A 14,361-nucleotide genomic window follows, 5' to 3' on the forward strand; every position below is an offset into this window, starting at 1 on the left:
ACCATCCATCGGACGTCGTCGGTCAGGGCTGCGAGGGCTGGTTCGCTTCCGCTACGGTCTTCACTGGAGTGTCCGTCGGTGGGGTGTTGCTGCCTTGCCGCGGGGGAGGGGTGCGGCGAATCCGCCACCACAACATGACGGAAGGGTGTGAGGCATGGCGTTCGAGGTCGAAGCAGCGACTCTGCATACCGCCGCGAGTGACGTGCGGTCCACGCGCAGCGAGGTTGACGGCGAGCTGAAGAAGCTCTGGAACGTGGTCGACGACCTGGCCATGGCATGGAAGGGCCAGGCGTCCACGGGCTTCCAGTCGCTGATGACGCGCTGGAGCGAAGACACGAGCAAGCTGCTGACGGCGATGGACAACATCGCCGATCTGCTCGACAAGTCGGGTACGACGCACCAGGTCAACGACGAAGAGCAGCAGCAGATGCTGGACAAGTTCCACTCTGCTCTCAACCCGTGATCCGCAGCCAGCAGAGGAGGAAATCGTGACGATCAAAGTTGACTATGCGGTCCTCGAGAGCAGCAACCAGCAGATGCAGGCCATCTCGAAGACCCTCGAGGAGAAGCTCGACACGCTGCGGTCGATGCTGACCAAGCTCCACTGGGACGGCGAGGACCGGGTTGCCTACGAGCAGCACCAGGCCAAGTGGGACGCGGCGGTCCAGGACATCAACCGCATCCTGAACGAGATCGGCGGCGCCGTCGGCATCGCCCGGGAAAACTACCTCACCACCGAGATGAGCAACTCGAAGGTGTGGGGCTGAGGCATTCGGCGGGGTGGCTCCGGTCCGGTTGATCCGGGCCGGAGCCGCACTGTGTCTGGCCTCGGTGCGGCGGCGTCGGTCAGCCGGCAGCCGGTGAGTCGGTGCGCCGGCCCGGGCGCCAGCCCCGTCGGCGACCACGGGTGACGATCGGTCGCGCGACCAGCAGCAGCACGGTGAGCAGGCCGCCGACCGCCGCCGCCCAGATCGCGGCGGGGCGTTGCCAGCCCAGCGGGTCGTCCTGCGCCGCGGGCATCGGGAGGGCGCCGGCGGGCGGGTTCGTCCGGGTGCCCAGCAGGCTCGACACCGCCCGGTACGGGTTGACCATGCCGTAGCCGATGTCGGCGTTGTGGCCTTCCGGCGGGTTGTCGGCCGTGCGTTCCAGCCGTTCGGCGATCTGTTGTGGACTGAGGTCCGGGTATGCGGCCCGGACCAGCGCGGCCGCCCCCGAGACGTACGCGGCGGCGTAGCTGGTGCCGCCGTTCGGCTCGCCCCGGTAGCCGGCTCCCTGCGGTGCCGGCCCGATGATGTTCAACCCCGGTGCGGCGATGTCGACGTAGTCACCGCTGATCGAGCTGCCCACGTGACCGCCCTGCTCGTCGACCCCACCGACGGCGATCACCCCGGGGTACGCGGCCGGGTAGCCAGGTCTGTCCTGCTGGCCCTCCTGCCGGTTGCCGGCGGCGGCGACCAGCACCACCCGCTTGGCCAGGGCACGCTCGACGGCGGCCGTCAGCTCGGGGCCGGGAACGGTGGTCAGGGACAGGTTGATGACGTCGGCGCCCTGCTCGACCGCCCAGTCGATCGCCGCGGCGATCTGCCCGGGGAGCTCAGGGTCGTTGGTGTCCTTGAGATCCGGCAGGACCCGGACGGGGAGGATGCGGGCAGCCGGGGCGATGCCGCTGAACGGGACGCCCGTCCCCTCCCGGCCGGCGATGATGCCGGCGATCATCGTGCCGTGCCCGACCAGGTCGCACTGGCCCTGGTGGGCCGGCAGATCGTTGAAGTCGCGGCCTTCGAGCACCTGACCATCGAGCAGCGGATGAGTCGCGGAGACCCCGGAGTCGATCACCGCCACCGTGACGCCGGCGCCCCGGGACAGTGGCCACGCCGAGGACGGCTCAAGTCGGCGCAACGCCCATGGCATCTCCGTCAGGCTCTCCTCGCTGGCGGGGCCGCAGGAGGGCGCTGCCGCGGCTGCCGGAGTCGGTGCCACCAGGCCGGCGCCGAGCAGAGCCGCCAGCGCTCCACTGAGGACCGCTGTGACGGGACGACGGGACAGGGTGGTCGTGCTCAACGGCGGGCATTCGCGCACCCGCAGAGATTACCGCTGTGCCCGGTCGGGCAGCGGCCCGGCGACCGAGGGTCAGGCCTGGGGGCCGACCTCCGCGGTGGGCGGATCGGCGAACAGCGCGAGCAGGGCACCGACCTGGCGGTCGGCCTCGGCCGGATGACGGAACCGACCGGACGGGTTGAGGGTGTACTCGTTGCGCCGCCCGACGCGGGTGCGATGCAGGTATCCGCCCGCCTCCAGGTCGGCGACGATCGCCTGCGCGGCACGTTCGGTCACGCCGACCTCGGCGGCGACATCCCGCAACCGGGCGGTGGGGTCGCGGGCGATGGCCAGCAGAACGTGCCCGTGGTTGGTGAGGAACGTCCAGTTCCGCCCACCACCGGTGTCGCCCGCCGCCGTCTTCGTCATCGTGTGACCGCCTCTCCGGATGCCGACCCTGCCCTCGAGGAGTCTCGTCGGCCCTACCCGAGGTGCGTTACCCAGGGGCGAGCTGAGGTCAACGTATGAAATCCATATCACGTATACCTTGACGCATCTTACGGTGCGTGTGACCGTAAAAGCCGAGCCAGCGCCCGCCGCCGGCCCGGCTCAAGAGCCGGTTGACCAGGTCAGATGCGTCGAGACGAGGTGCGGGGATGAGTCACTCCGGAACGCCCGCCGGACAGCCGGGCCCGCAGCGGACCACCGACCGGGCCCCGGCGCTGAGCGAGCCGGCCCGCGCGTACGCCGAGTTGGTCGCCGGCAATCGGCGTTTCGTCGGCGGTGCCCCTCGCCACCCCAACCAGGACGCCGGCCACCGGGCCGCCGTGGCCGACGGGCAGCACCCGTTCGCGGTGATCGTCGGCTGCTCCGACTCCCGCCTGGCCGCCGAGATCATCTTCGACCGCGGGCTGGGCGACCTGTTCGTGGTCCGCACCGCCGGCCACACCGCCGGCCCCGAGGTGCTCGGCAGCGTGGAGTACGCGGTGACCGTGCTCGGCACCCCGCTGGTGGTGGTGCTCGGGCACGACTCGTGCGGTGCGGTGCAGGCGGCCCGGGAGGTCGCCACGACCGGCACCCAACCTCAGGGGCACCTGCGGGCGGTGGTCGACGCGGTGCTGCCCAGCCTGCGCCGTGCCGAGGCCGAGGGTGTGCAGGACATCGACGGCATCGTCGACATCCACATCGCACAGACCGTCGAGACGCTGCTCGGGCAGTCGCCGGTTCTGGCCGACGAGGTGGCGCAGGGGCGGTGCGCGGTGGTGGGTGTGTCGTACCGGCTCGCCGCCGGAGCGGTCCGCCCGGTGGCCGCCGTGCCGGCCGGCTTCGCGACGCTCGACGGGGAGGCCGGGCCCCTCGACCCGGCCGCGCCCGCCGCCGCCTGACGCGACGAGGGCCGCTCCGCGCGACGCGGAACGGCCCTCGGCGAGGGTCCTGCGGGTCAGAGCAGCGACATGTGGACGTGGTCGGTGTGGTTCGACGGTCCGCTGTACGAACTCCAGCCGGTCGCCGGGAACCAGATCTGCCGGTTCCAGATCACGTAGTAGATGCCCAGCCGGTCGGCGTTACGGATGAGGAAGGCGGCGACGTTGTTGCCGTACCTCCGGGTGTCATCGTTGTGCCACGGGGCGAAGCCGCTCTTCTGCAGCGACCAGTCGCAGGCACGGCCCTTCGGGTGCTCCCACGGCCCACCGGAGCGGTAGCAGCCGACGAACCGGTTGTAGCCAGCGGCCTTGACCTCCTTGTACGCGTGCAGGGTGCGGGGCGTGACGCAACCGGACGTGGTCGGGTCATTCTCGCTGCACGACTGCGGCTTCCAGTCGCCGTCGGCGGTGCGACCCGGGCCGATCTTGGCGACTTTCGAGGTGGCGTCCACCAGACCGCCGGTGAAGCCCTTGCCGCCGACGAGGGAGAGCGCCTTGTCCGCCTCGCTCTTCCGCTTCGCCATCAGGGCGGCCTGCTTCTGCTGCTCGCGGACCTCCGCGTCGAGGAGCAGCTTGGCCTGCTCGGCGCGGGCCTTAGCCGCGTTGACCTCGGCGAGCTTCTTCTCGTTGACCATGTTCATCTCGTCGAGCACCGCGGCGCGCTGGACGAAGGCGTCGGGAGCCTTGCTCTCCAGCAGCATTGCGAGCGCGCCGATCCGGCCGGTCCGGTACGACTGGGCGGCGATCAGCCCGACCTGTGGGGTCAGCGCGTCCAGGTCGGCCTTGGCCCGGTCGACCTCCAGCGCCAACTCCAGTTGCCGCTTCTTGGATTTGTCCAGTTGGGACTTGGCGGCGGAGTAGTCGCGGTTGGCCTGCTCGATGACGTCGGTGAGCAGCTGCGGCTCGCCGTCCTCCTCGTGCCCGGACGGTGTGGGTGTCGTCGGGGCGGCGTGGGCCGGGAGGGGCCCGGCGAGCACGGTCAATGCGGCGATCACGGCCACCACGGGTGTCAACCAGCGGCGTAGGGGTGCCGTCACAATGTTCCCTTCCGTCGACCGCCGACCGGGTTAGCTGACGGGTTCGGGGCGGAAGTGGCCCCTACCGCTGACGCGGATTCACCCCACGTACCTGGGTCCCCGATTCGCCGGTTGGCGATTGGGCGGTGGCACCGCAGGCGCCGCTTCGCGCCTTCATCGGTAACCGGCAGCGAGGTTACCCGAGAGTCGGCCGGGTGAGCTACGCCTGGATGCCGACCAAAAGCGTCATTTCGCCATAGCGTTGAGTGACCAGTGACGTGGTTCTCAGGGTGGAGGTCCGATCTGGTCACGCTGAGGAGTGTCACCATGCCGTATCCGTGCTCCTGTTCGACTTTGGCCACCCGTCGGTGGCGGTGGATGGGGGTGGGATCCGCGTCGGTTCCGGCTCGTCGGGGCGACCCGCTCGCGGAGAGATGAGTGCGGCCAGTGCCTCCGCCCGGTCCGGCTGAGGTCGCGGGGCGGAAGCGTCGGCGGACGGTGTGGCGTCCGCGCGCCCGGCCGCGGTCACCACTGCGGCCAGCCCGGTGGTCAGAGGCACGGCGGCGATCAGGCCGAGGGTGGCGACCGCGCTGCGGACGATCTCCTGCGCGAGGAACTCGCTGGTGAGGATCTGCCCGATCGGCCGCGCGTCGGCGGTGAGCAGGAGCAGCAGGGGCAGCGACGCGCCCGCGTACGCCAGCACGATGGTGTTGACAGTGGAGGCGATGTGCGCGCGGCCGACCCGGGTCGCGGCGCGGTAGAGCTGCAACCGGGTCAGGCCAGGGTTGGCGTGTGCCAGCTCGGTGACGGTGGCCGCCTGGGTGACCGTCACGTCGTCGAGCACCCCGAGCGAGCCGATGATGATCCCGGCGAGCAGCAGACCGTGCAGGTCCACGTCGCCCTGAAACATCGACAGCGTGGTGGCATCCTCACTGCCGAAGCCGGTGAGGTGGGTTGCCGCCGTGGCGATGGTGGCGAGCACGCCGGTCAGCACCAGGCTGCCCAGGGTGCCGAGCACCGCGACCGAGGTCTGTGCGGTGACCCCGTGCGTCAGGTAGAGCACCACGAACATGATCAGGGCGGCGCCGACCACCGCCACCAGCAGGGGCGACTTGCCGGCGCCGATGCCCGGCAGCACGAAGGTGAGCAGGATGGCGAAGCTGGCCGCCAACCCGGCGAGTGCGGCCAGACCCCGCCACCGACCGAACGCGACGATCGCCGCGGCGAAGACCACCGCCAACCACAGCATCGGGGTGCCGCGCTGGTGCTCGGCGATGTTCCAGTTGCTGGTGGTGGGATCGGTGGGATCGGTCAGCTCGACCAGGATGACCTCGTCGCCGACCGCGACCCGGGGTGCGCCTGGCCCGTCGGGCACGGGTGTCTGCACCTGCTGGCCGGCGGACGGCCCGTCGTCCACCCGGACGTCGACAGTGCCGCACGGCCCGCCGCCGACGCGTGGTGTGCCCTCCGGGCTCGACGGCGTCGGCGGGCATGGTTCGGTCACCACCCGGGTCACCGTGCCGGGGAAGCGCGGCACGCCGGCCCCGCCGTCGGTCTCCGGTGACCCACCGCGCGGCCAGAGCAGCAGTGCCGCGAGCACGGTGGCCACGAAGAGGGGCACCACCGTCATGATGAGGATCCGCCGGACCCGGGGCGGGGCGGACGGAGCGGGGCGGGTGTGGTCGGAACCCAAGGCGAGACTCCCAACGATCCGGTGCGGGGTACGTGTCAGTGGGCCGGTCGGTTCATCCGCACTGCGGAATCGCGGCGGGAGACGCGGCGGGTCGCTGACCGGCGACCACCCGATCACGGATGGTCAGTGCCCGGCCCGGGCGGCCAGGAGCGACGCCACCAGGTGGCGACGCCGGTGCCCGTTCGTGCAGCGGCATGCGGGGGGTCATCGTGGGGAATGCTAACCAGCCCGGCCCGGGGGCGCAGGTCGTGACGGAGTGTCGTCGGTCGAACCGCCCGCGTGCCGGCGCCGGACTGAGGGGCGTCAGCCGCGCTTCATCAGCCGGCCGACCGCCGCCATCATCTCGGTGGCCATCTCGTCGGCCCGGCCCTCGGCCGCACCCTCGTGCATGCAGTGCCGGGCATGCCCGTCGAGCAGCCCCAGCGCCACCTTGTCGAGTGCGGCCTGGATGGCGGAGATCTGGGTGAGCACGTCGATGCAGTAGCGGTCGTCGTCGACCATCTTCTCGATGCCGCGGACCTGCCCCTCGACGCGGCGGAGCCGCATGAGCAGCTGATCCTTGCTGGCGGTGTACCCGCGGATCGGGGTGGGTGCGGTCATGCGATCCAGAATAGCGTACCCCTGGGGGGTATGGTACGGTCGCCTTCAGGTGGGATACCCCCACCGGGTACGGGTAATTCGTTCAGGGAGGCGTTCCAATGGTCAACACGACGTACCAGGTGCAGGGCATGACCTGTGGGCACTGCGTCAGCGCGGTGAGCGCCGAGGTCGGCGCGATCCCGGGCGTGCAGGACGTCCAGGTCGATCTCGCGGCCGGCCGCGTCACCGTCAGCAGCGACCAGCCACTGGACCCGGCAGCTGTCCGGGCTGCCGTCGACGAGGCCGGCTACGACCTCGTCGACGCGTGATGGGAGGGCGGGCATGCGCACCGTGACGAGACTGGCCGGGTTCGCCGTGGGCCTCGCGGCGGTCTTCGGCACGACGTACGGGATCGGCCGGGTCGTCGACCGCGCCCCGGTGGTCGAGGGCCGGCACGACGGCGACGCCACCCATGCGACGGACGAGCACGACGAGACGACCGACCGGCTCCCCGGCGGCCTGCTCGTCTCCGACCGGGGCTACACCCTCGAACCGGTCGACGCCCCGGCCGACGAGTTCGCCTTCCGGATCGCCGGGCCGGACGGTCAACCGGTGACCCGGTACGACGTGGCGCACGACAAGCAGATGCACCTGATCGTCGCCCGGCGGGACCTCTCCGGCTTCCGCCACGTGCACCCCGAGCTGGCACCGGACGGCACCTGGCGGGTCGACACCCCGCTGGCCGGCGCCGGGCAGTGGCGGGCGTTCGCCGACTTCACCCCGACCGGGGGCGAGCCGCTGACCCTCGGGGTGGACGTGACCGTCCCCGGTGAGCTGACCGAACGGCCGCTGCCCGCCCCCTCGACCAGCACCACTGTCGACGGCTACACGGTCACCCTGACCGGCTCGCCGCAGCCCGGCCGCACCTCACCGCTGACCCTGACGGTGAGCCGGGGCGGGCAGCCGGTCACCAACCTGGAGCCCTACCTGGGCGCGTACGGGCACCTGGTGGCCCTGCGCCGGGGTGACCTGGCGTACCTGCATGTGCACCCGGACGGGGCTCCCGGCGACGGGCGGACCCGACCCGGCCCGGCGGTCACCTTCCTCGCCGAGGTGCCGTCGGCTGGCAGCTACCGGCTCTACCTCGACTTCCGGCACGGCGGGGCGGTGCACACCGCCGAGTTCACCGTCGTCGCCGGCACCCCAGCGGCCGGCACTCCAGCGGCCGACACCCCACCCACCGGGGGCGACCCGAGCGGACCCGCACCGACCGGGGGCGCCGACCACGGCACCCCCGGGCACGGGCACAACTGACGGGACCAGACGATGACCACCACCAGCAGCAGACCACTACCCGAGGCGCCGAACCGGATCGAGTTGGCGATCGGCGGCATGACGTGCGCAGCCTGCGCCGCCCGGATCGAGAAGAAGCTCAACCGGATGGACGGCGTGAGCGCCACCGTCAACTACGCCACCGAGAAGGCGACCGTCCGGTACGCCGACGCCGTCACGCCGGACGACCTGATCGAGACCGTGAAGAAGACCGGCTACACGGCCGCACTGCCCAGCCTGCCGACCGAAGAACAGTCGGTGGACCCGCTGAAGGGTCCGCGTACCCGGCTCTGGGTGTCGGTGGCACTGAGCGTGCCGGTGGTCCTGCTGGCGATGGTCCCGGCCTGGCAGTTCGACTACTGGCAGTGGCTGTCGTTGACCCTGGCCGCCCCGGTGGTGGTCTGGGGTGGGCTGCCGTTCCACCGGGCCGCCTGGACCAATCTGCGGCACGGCGCGGCGACCATGGACACGCTGGTGTCGCTCGGCACCCTGGCCGCGTTCGGCTGGTCGCTCTGGGCGCTCTTCCTCGGCGACGCCGGGATGCCGGGGATGACGCACCCGTTCCGCTTCGACATCACCCGCACCGACGGCGCCGGCAACATCTACCTGGAGGCGGCCGCCGGGGTGACGGTGTTCATCCTGGCTGGTCGCTATTTCGAGGCTCGCTCCAAGCGGACCGCCGGTGCCGCCCTGCGCGCCCTGCTCGAACTCGGCGCCAGGGAGGTGGCGGTGCTGCGGAACGGGGTGGAGACCCTGATTCCGGTGGACCGGCTCGTCGTCGGTGACCGGTTCGTGGTGCGTCCCGGGGAGAAGATCGCGACCGACGGGGTGGTCGACGAGGGCACCTCCGCCGTGGACGCCAGCATGCTCACCGGAGAGTCGGTGCCGGTCGAGGTGGGCCCCGGCGACGGCGTGGTCGGCGCCACCATCAACGCGGGCGGCCGACTGGTGGTCACCGCGACCCGGGTCGGCGCGGACACCCAGCTCGCCCGGATGGCCGACCTGGTCGAGCAGGCGCAGAGCGGCAAGGCGGCCGTGCAGCGGCTGGCGGACCGGATCTCCGGCGTCTTCGTGCCGATCGTCATCACGCTGGCCGTCGGCACCCTCGGCTGGTGGCTCGGCACCGGAGCCGGCCCGACCGCCGCGTTCACCGCCGCCGTGGCCGTCCTGATCATCGCCTGCCCGTGCGCGCTGGGCCTGGCCACCCCGACCGCGCTGCTGGTCGGCACCGGCCGGGGCGCGCAGCTCGGTGTGCTCATCAAGGGGCCGGAGGTCCTGGAGTCGACCCGCCGGGTGGACACCGTGGTGCTGGACAAGACGGGCACCGTCACGACCGGCCGGATGACGCTGGTGGACGTGGTGCCGGCGAGCGGGGAGGACCGGGCCGAGCTGCTCCGGCTCGCCGGCGCGGTGGAGGCCGCCTCCGAGCACCCGATCGCCCGTGCCGTCGCCGCGGGTGCCGCCGAGTCCGGCGCACTGCCCCCGGTGACCGGCTTCCGCAACCTCGAAGGCCTGGGCGTGACCGGCACGGTCGACGGAACTGTCGTGCTGGTCGGTCGGGCCCGGCTGCTGCGCGAGCACGACATCGACGTACCGCCGGAGGTCGAGTGGGCCGTGCGCGACGCCGAGGCCGCCGGTCGTACGGCGATCGTCGCCGGCTGGGACGGGCAGGCCCGGGGCGTGCTCGCGGTCGCCGACGTGGTGCGGCCGACCAGCCGCGCGGCGGTGGCCCGGTTGCGCGCGCTGGGGCTCACTCCGGTCCTGCTGACCGGGGACAACACCACAGTGGCCCGTGCGGTCGCCGCCGAGGTGGGCATCGACGAGGTGATCGCCGAGGTGCTGCCGGCCGGAAAGGTCGACGTGGTCAAGCGGCTCCAGGCCGAGGGGCGGTCGGTGGCGATGGTCGGCGACGGGGTCAACGACGCCCCGGCGCTGGCCCAGGCAGACCTCGGGCTGGCGATGGGCACCGGCACCGACGTGGCGATCGAGGCGTCCGACCTCACTCTCGTCCGGGGTGACCTGGACGCCGCGGTGGACGCCATCCGGTTGTCCCGACGCACGCTCGGCATCATCCGGGGCAACCTGTTCTGGGCCTTCGGCTACAACGTGGCGGCCCTGCCGCTGGCCGCCGCCGGGCTGCTCAACCCGATGATCGCCGGTGCCACGATGGCGCTGTCCTCGGTCTTCGTGGTGGCCAACAGTCTGCGGCTGCGACGGTTCCGTCCGGCCACCGCCGATCGCGGACTGTGACGAGGAGGATGGTTGGACCGGTGATGGCCGGGGTATTGCTGGTGTTGTAGCGACGCTTGCAATGGAGGTTGGCAATGGGTATCGACGATAAGATCAACAACGCCACCGAGGACGCGACCGGCAAGCTGAAGGAAGGCGCCGGTCGGGCCACCGACGACGAGCAGCTCGAGGCCGAGGGTCGCACCGACCAGTCCAAGGCCAAGCTCAAGCAGGCTGGCGAGAAGATCAAGGACGCCTTCAAGAGCTGACGTACGACGCACATCGCACGCCGGGCCGGTGATCATCACCGGCCCGGCGTTGCTGTGTGTCCGGGTCTTCCCGTGACCCTGAGATCCCCCTGATTCCGCTCCGGCCCCCACCGCCGCACGCCTTTACCTGCTAACTTCCATTGGCACCTGCGAGGGAGGGTTATGAGCAGCGCTTCACCGCCGACCGGCGACGACCTGGTCCGGGTGCTGGCCACCCTGGCCAACCCGCACCGGCTGCGCGTCGTCGCCGCGCTGACCCGCGAACGTGCGTACGTCAGCGGGCTGGCCCGGCAACTGGGCATCAGTCGAGCGCTGTTGCAGGTCCACCTACGGAAGCTGGCGGCGGCCGGGCTGGTCACCGCCAACCTGGAGTTGTCGAAGGACGGGAAGGCCATGAACTACTACGAGGTGACGCCGTTCGTGCTCACACTCACCCCCGAGGTCATCGCGGCGGCGGTCGAGACGCTCACCGTGCCCGACTCGGCCGAGCAGCCGGGAGCGGGCCGATGAGCGAGCACGACTGGACCGAGGTGGTCGGCGCGATCGGCATCTTCGCCCTGATCATCAGCGTGTTCACGGTGACCGTCGTCCAGCTCGCCAAGACCCGCCGGACCCGGCTCGAACTGGCCCGCGCGGACGACTATCGCCGACTGGCCGAGACGGCAACCCAGGCCCAGGCCGAGAACGCCCGACTGCTCGCGGCGATGGACGGGCGGCTCGGCGGGATGGAAACCCGGATGACCACGCTCGAGCGCGTCCTGCGCGAGGTCGAGTGACCCGCTGAGAGCAGAAGGCCCCGGACCGTCGAGCGGCTACTCGACGGCCCGGGTGGAAGCAGCATCACCTCGCCCAGTGGGCGAGCTTCACCGGTAACGCTCCTTCGAGGAGAGGACAGCACCTCATGCTGCGCGTACGCAAATCCGCCGTGGGCTGGGCGGTCGCCCTGGCCCTCACGGCCGCCGGCCTGACCCCGGCGAGCCCCGCCGCCGCTCGACCACAGCCCGGTCCGACGATCGACTGGCGGCCGTGTGCCGCCGACTCGGAGGCCGAGGCCGAGCCCGAGCCCGAGTCCGAGCCCGAGTCCGAGCCCGAGTGCGGCACCCTGTCGCTGCCGGTGGACTGGAACCAGCCCCGAGGTGAGCGCTTCGACCTGGCGTTGGCTCGCCGGGCCGCCGACAAGGCCACCCGCAAGGGCGCGCTGGTCTTCGGTCCCGGCGGGCCGGGCGACAGCGGGGTCGACCGGGTGGTGAACGGCAGCTCCCGGTTCAGTGCTGACCTGCGCCGCCGGTTCGACATCGTCAGCTTCGACCCACGCGGCACCGGCGGCAGCCACCCGGTGATCTGCGCACGGGACCTGCTCGCCCGGCAACCGCAGCTGATCGCCGACCAGGCCCAGTTCGACGCGACAGTGGCCGGCAACGCGCTGCTGCGCGCCGACTGCCGGGCCCGCACCGGGGCGCTCTACGACCACGTCGACACGACCAGCGCCGCCCGCGACCTGGACGCGGTCCGCGCCGCGCTCGGCGAGCGACAGCTGACCTTCCACGGCAGCTCGTACGGCACGCTGCTCGGGCAGCGGTACGCGGAGCTGTACCCGAACCGGGTCCGGGCCGTCGTGCTGGAGGCCGCGATGGACCACAGCGTCGGCAGCACCCGCGCCTTCCTCGACAGTCAGGCGGTCACCGCGGAGAACGCGTTCGACGAGTTCGTCGCCTGGTGTGACCGGTCCACCGCCTGCGGGCTCAACGGACGGGACGTCCGGGCGATCTGGGCCGGGCTGGGCGCCCGGGCCGAGCGCGGCACGCTGACCGACCCGGACTGGGCCGGGGTGGTGCTGACCCCGTTCGAGTTGGCCCGGCTCACCCACAAGAAGTTCTACGACACGTGGCGGTGGCCGGGGCTGGCCGATTGGCTCGGCAGGATGGACGCGGCCGCCTCGCCGGCCACAGCGCCCCCGGCCGACGCCACGACGACGGTCGACGCCGTCGCGCCGTACCCCTTCGCGGTCTTCTGCCAGGACTGGAGCCTGCCCGTCCGCGACTACCGGGAGTACGCCGCACACGTGCGCCGGGCGGCCCTGCTCGCACCGGACCTGCGATATCCGCCGGCCCTGTTCGCGCTCGTCACCTGCCTGGGCACTCCGACGCCGGTCGCCAACCCGCAGCACCGCCTGCGGGTTCGCACCGACGTGCCACTGCTGCTCGCCGCCACAGTGCACGACCCGGCGAGCGGGTACGACTGGGCCCGCTCGGTGGCCCGGCAGTTGGGCAGGCACGGCGCTCTGCTCACCTACCAGGGGTGGGGGCACGGCAGTTACAGCAGCAGCCCCTGTGTGGAGCGGGCCGTCGACGCCTACCTGATGGATCAGCTGGTGCCCGCCCGCGGAGCCAGCTGCCCGGCCGTCGACCCCGACGTGTGACAGTGCCGCCGGCCGTCGGGTGGTCAGGTTCGCCCGACGGCCGGCAGCGGCGGGTTCAGCGGCGTCGAGTGGCGCGGACGACGACGTCGTGCAGCGGGACTTCCCGGCCGGGCACCGAGCGGCGGTGCTCCTCGGCGGTGACCATCTCCCAGGTGGCGCTGTCCAGGCCGGCGGTGATGTCCGCGAGGGTGACCGATGCCTCCTCCGGTGGGTGGTGGCCGTGCCCGGTGGCTTCCGAGGTGTGCAGGTGCCCGACGATCAGCAGGCTGCCGCCCGGCGCCACCCACCCGGCGATGCGGTCGTAGAAGGCCAGGTGCGGCATCGCCGGGTGCGCGTAGTGCGTCGTCACCAGATCGAACTGCGTCCCCGGCTCCCAGGTCGTCAGGTCCGCCTCCACCCACCGCACGCGCTCGGGCACCCCGGCGTCCGCCGCGCGTCCGGCGGCGAGAGCGAGGGCAGCGGATGCGATGTCGACAGCGGTGACCTGCCAGCCGTGTGAAGCGAGCCAGATCGCCTCCGTGCCGGTGCCGCAGCCGGCGTCCAACACCGTGCCGGTAGTCAGGCCGGCGGTCTCACGGGCCAGGTACGGGTGCGGGGGAGCCGCGCCGACGGCACCGGGATGATCATGGTGCGCCTGGTGCCAGTGCCGATCCCAGTAGCCCTTGTCGAATTCGTGCTGCTCGGTCATCTACCTGCTCCTTCGCGTCTCGGTAGCGACTGTGACCGGCCCGCCCACCGAGCCGCAAAGGTTCTTGCCGAATGGCAAAATTGGCGGCATGGACGAGCCGGACCGCACCCTGGACGCTGTCGGACCGAGACTGAAGCACCTTCGGCTCCGCCGCGACATCACACTCACCGACCTCGCCGCGGAGACCGGCATCTCCGCCAGCACCCTGTCCAGGCTCGAAGCCGGCCTGCGTCGCCCCACGCTGGAGCAACTCCTCCCGCTCGCCCGCGTCCACGGCGTGACGCTCGACGAGCTCGTCGGCGCGCCTCCGACCGGCGATCCCCGCATCAACCTGCGCCCCATCACGTGCAGCGACGGATCGGTCATCCTGCCGCTGACCCGGCGGCCCGGGGGCATCCAGGCCTACAAGTACGTGCTCCCGGCCAGCGCCGACGACCGCGAACCCGACCTGCGCACCCACGAGGGATACGACTGGGTCTACGTCCTCAACGGCACGCTGCGACTGGTCCTCGGCGAGCACAATCTCGTCCTCACGCCCGGGGAGGCCGCCGAGTTCGACACCCGCACCCCGCACTGGTTCGGGGCCACCAGCTCCGGCCCCGTCGAGTTCCTCAGCCTGATCGGGAAGCAGGGCGAACGCGCGCACGTCCGCGCCGCCCCGAAGCCCGATTGACC

At 71.8% G+C, this 14,361-nt stretch carries 17 protein-coding genes and 1 riboswitch; of the genes, 11 read left to right on the forward strand and 6 right to left on the reverse strand.

Annotation, left to right across the window (positions count from 1 at the left end; all coding sequences use genetic code 11):
• The first annotated feature begins 154 nt into the window (after positions 1–154).
• Complete coding sequence (locus HNR22_RS21810) at positions 155–463, forward strand: WXG100 family type VII secretion target (RefSeq protein WP_088951260.1); 309 nt, start codon at positions 155–157, stop codon at positions 461–463.
• Positions 464–488: 25 nt separating this feature from the next.
• Positions 489–767 (forward strand): WXG100 family type VII secretion target, encoded by a 279-nt coding sequence (locus HNR22_RS21815; RefSeq protein ID WP_088951261.1) that lies wholly within the window; start codon positions 489–491, stop codon positions 765–767.
• 79 nt (positions 768–846) lie between these two features.
• Here the strand turns inward: HNR22_RS21815 and mycP are convergent, their stop codons facing one another.
• Together mycP and HNR22_RS21825 are read right to left on the reverse strand one after the other, a co-directional pair.
• On the reverse strand, positions 847–2,079 hold the full coding sequence (mycP, locus tag HNR22_RS21820; RefSeq protein ID WP_343059913.1) for a type VII secretion-associated serine protease mycosin: 1,233 nt from the start codon (positions 2,077–2,079) through the stop codon (positions 847–849).
• A gap of 51 nt (positions 2,080–2,130) precedes the next feature.
• Positions 2,131–2,466, reverse strand: a complete 336-nt coding sequence (locus HNR22_RS21825; protein WP_179781893.1) for a helix-turn-helix transcriptional regulator — start codon at positions 2,464–2,466, stop codon at positions 2,131–2,133.
• 227 nt (positions 2,467–2,693) lie between these two features.
• Between HNR22_RS21825 and HNR22_RS21830 the strand changes: the two genes are divergently transcribed.
• Positions 2,694–3,422, forward strand: coding sequence for a carbonic anhydrase (locus HNR22_RS21830; RefSeq protein ID WP_179781894.1), 729 nt, complete (start codon positions 2,694–2,696; stop codon positions 3,420–3,422).
• Positions 3,423–3,478: 56 nt separating this feature from the next.
• Here HNR22_RS21830 and HNR22_RS21835 read toward each other — a convergent pair whose 3' ends face one another.
• From HNR22_RS21835 to HNR22_RS21845, 3 genes are all read right to left on the reverse strand, one after another.
• Positions 3,479–4,498: a VldE C-terminal domain-containing protein gene (locus HNR22_RS21835; RefSeq protein ID WP_179781895.1), complete on the reverse strand. Its 1,020-nt coding sequence runs from the start codon at positions 4,496–4,498 to the stop codon at positions 3,479–3,481.
• A gap of 4 nt (positions 4,499–4,502) precedes the next feature.
• A riboswitch (cyclic di-AMP (ydaO/yuaA leader) is annotated at positions 4,503–4,633 on the reverse strand.
• Positions 4,634–4,799: 166 nt separating this feature from the next.
• On the reverse strand, positions 4,800–6,170 hold the full coding sequence (locus tag HNR22_RS21840; protein WP_179781896.1) for a YibE/F family protein: 1,371 nt from the start codon (positions 6,168–6,170) through the stop codon (positions 4,800–4,802).
• Positions 6,171–6,473: 303 nt separating this feature from the next.
• Entirely contained in the window at positions 6,474–6,770 is a 297-nt protein-coding gene (locus HNR22_RS21845) for a metal-sensitive transcriptional regulator (RefSeq protein ID WP_179781897.1), read from the reverse strand.
• Between the two features lie 98 nt (positions 6,771–6,868).
• Between HNR22_RS21845 and HNR22_RS21850 the strand changes: the two genes are divergently transcribed.
• From HNR22_RS21850 to HNR22_RS21880, 7 genes are all read left to right on the forward strand, one after another.
• Positions 6,869–7,078 carry a heavy-metal-associated domain-containing protein gene (locus HNR22_RS21850; protein WP_179781898.1) on the forward strand — a complete coding sequence of 70 codons (210 nt, stop codon included), beginning with the start codon at positions 6,869–6,871 and terminating at the stop codon, positions 7,076–7,078.
• Between the two features lie 13 nt (positions 7,079–7,091).
• Positions 7,092–8,063, forward strand: a complete 972-nt coding sequence (locus tag HNR22_RS21855; protein WP_179781899.1) for a hypothetical protein — start codon at positions 7,092–7,094, stop codon at positions 8,061–8,063.
• Between the two features lie 12 nt (positions 8,064–8,075).
• A complete protein-coding gene (locus HNR22_RS21860) occupies positions 8,076–10,331 on the forward strand; it encodes a heavy metal translocating P-type ATPase (protein ID WP_179781900.1) in 2,256 nt (751 codons plus the stop codon).
• A 74-nt stretch (positions 10,332–10,405) separates the two neighbouring features.
• On the forward strand, positions 10,406–10,579 hold the full coding sequence (locus tag HNR22_RS21865; protein ID WP_088951272.1) for a CsbD family protein: 174 nt from the start codon (positions 10,406–10,408) through the stop codon (positions 10,577–10,579).
• Between the two features lie 162 nt (positions 10,580–10,741).
• Positions 10,742–11,089, forward strand: coding sequence for an ArsR/SmtB family transcription factor (locus HNR22_RS21870; protein WP_179781901.1), 348 nt, complete (start codon positions 10,742–10,744; stop codon positions 11,087–11,089).
• Complete coding sequence (locus tag HNR22_RS21875) at positions 11,086–11,355, forward strand: hypothetical protein (RefSeq protein WP_179781902.1); 270 nt, start codon at positions 11,086–11,088, stop codon at positions 11,353–11,355. Before HNR22_RS21870 ends, HNR22_RS21875 begins: the two co-directional genes overlap by 4 nt.
• Positions 11,356–11,480: 125 nt before the next feature.
• Entirely contained in the window at positions 11,481–12,998 is a 1,518-nt protein-coding gene (locus tag HNR22_RS21880; protein ID WP_179781903.1) for an alpha/beta hydrolase, read from the forward strand.
• A gap of 55 nt (positions 12,999–13,053) precedes the next feature.
• On the opposite strand, the gene HNR22_RS21885 is transcribed toward HNR22_RS21880, so the two are convergent.
• Positions 13,054–13,686, reverse strand: coding sequence for a class I SAM-dependent methyltransferase (locus tag HNR22_RS21885; protein ID WP_179781904.1), 633 nt, complete (start codon positions 13,684–13,686; stop codon positions 13,054–13,056).
• Positions 13,687–13,774: 88 nt separating this feature from the next.
• Between HNR22_RS21885 and HNR22_RS21890 the strand changes: the two genes are divergently transcribed.
• The gene (locus tag HNR22_RS21890) at positions 13,775–14,359 is read left to right on the forward strand and encodes a helix-turn-helix domain-containing protein (RefSeq protein WP_179781905.1); all 585 of its coding nucleotides are present in this window, start codon (positions 13,775–13,777) and stop codon (positions 14,357–14,359) included.
• The last annotated feature ends 2 nt before the right edge of the window (positions 14,360–14,361 follow it).

This window comes from Micromonospora jinlongensis (assembly GCF_013410645.1).
Lineage (GTDB): Bacteria > Actinomycetota > Actinomycetes > Mycobacteriales > Micromonosporaceae > Micromonospora > Micromonospora zamorensis.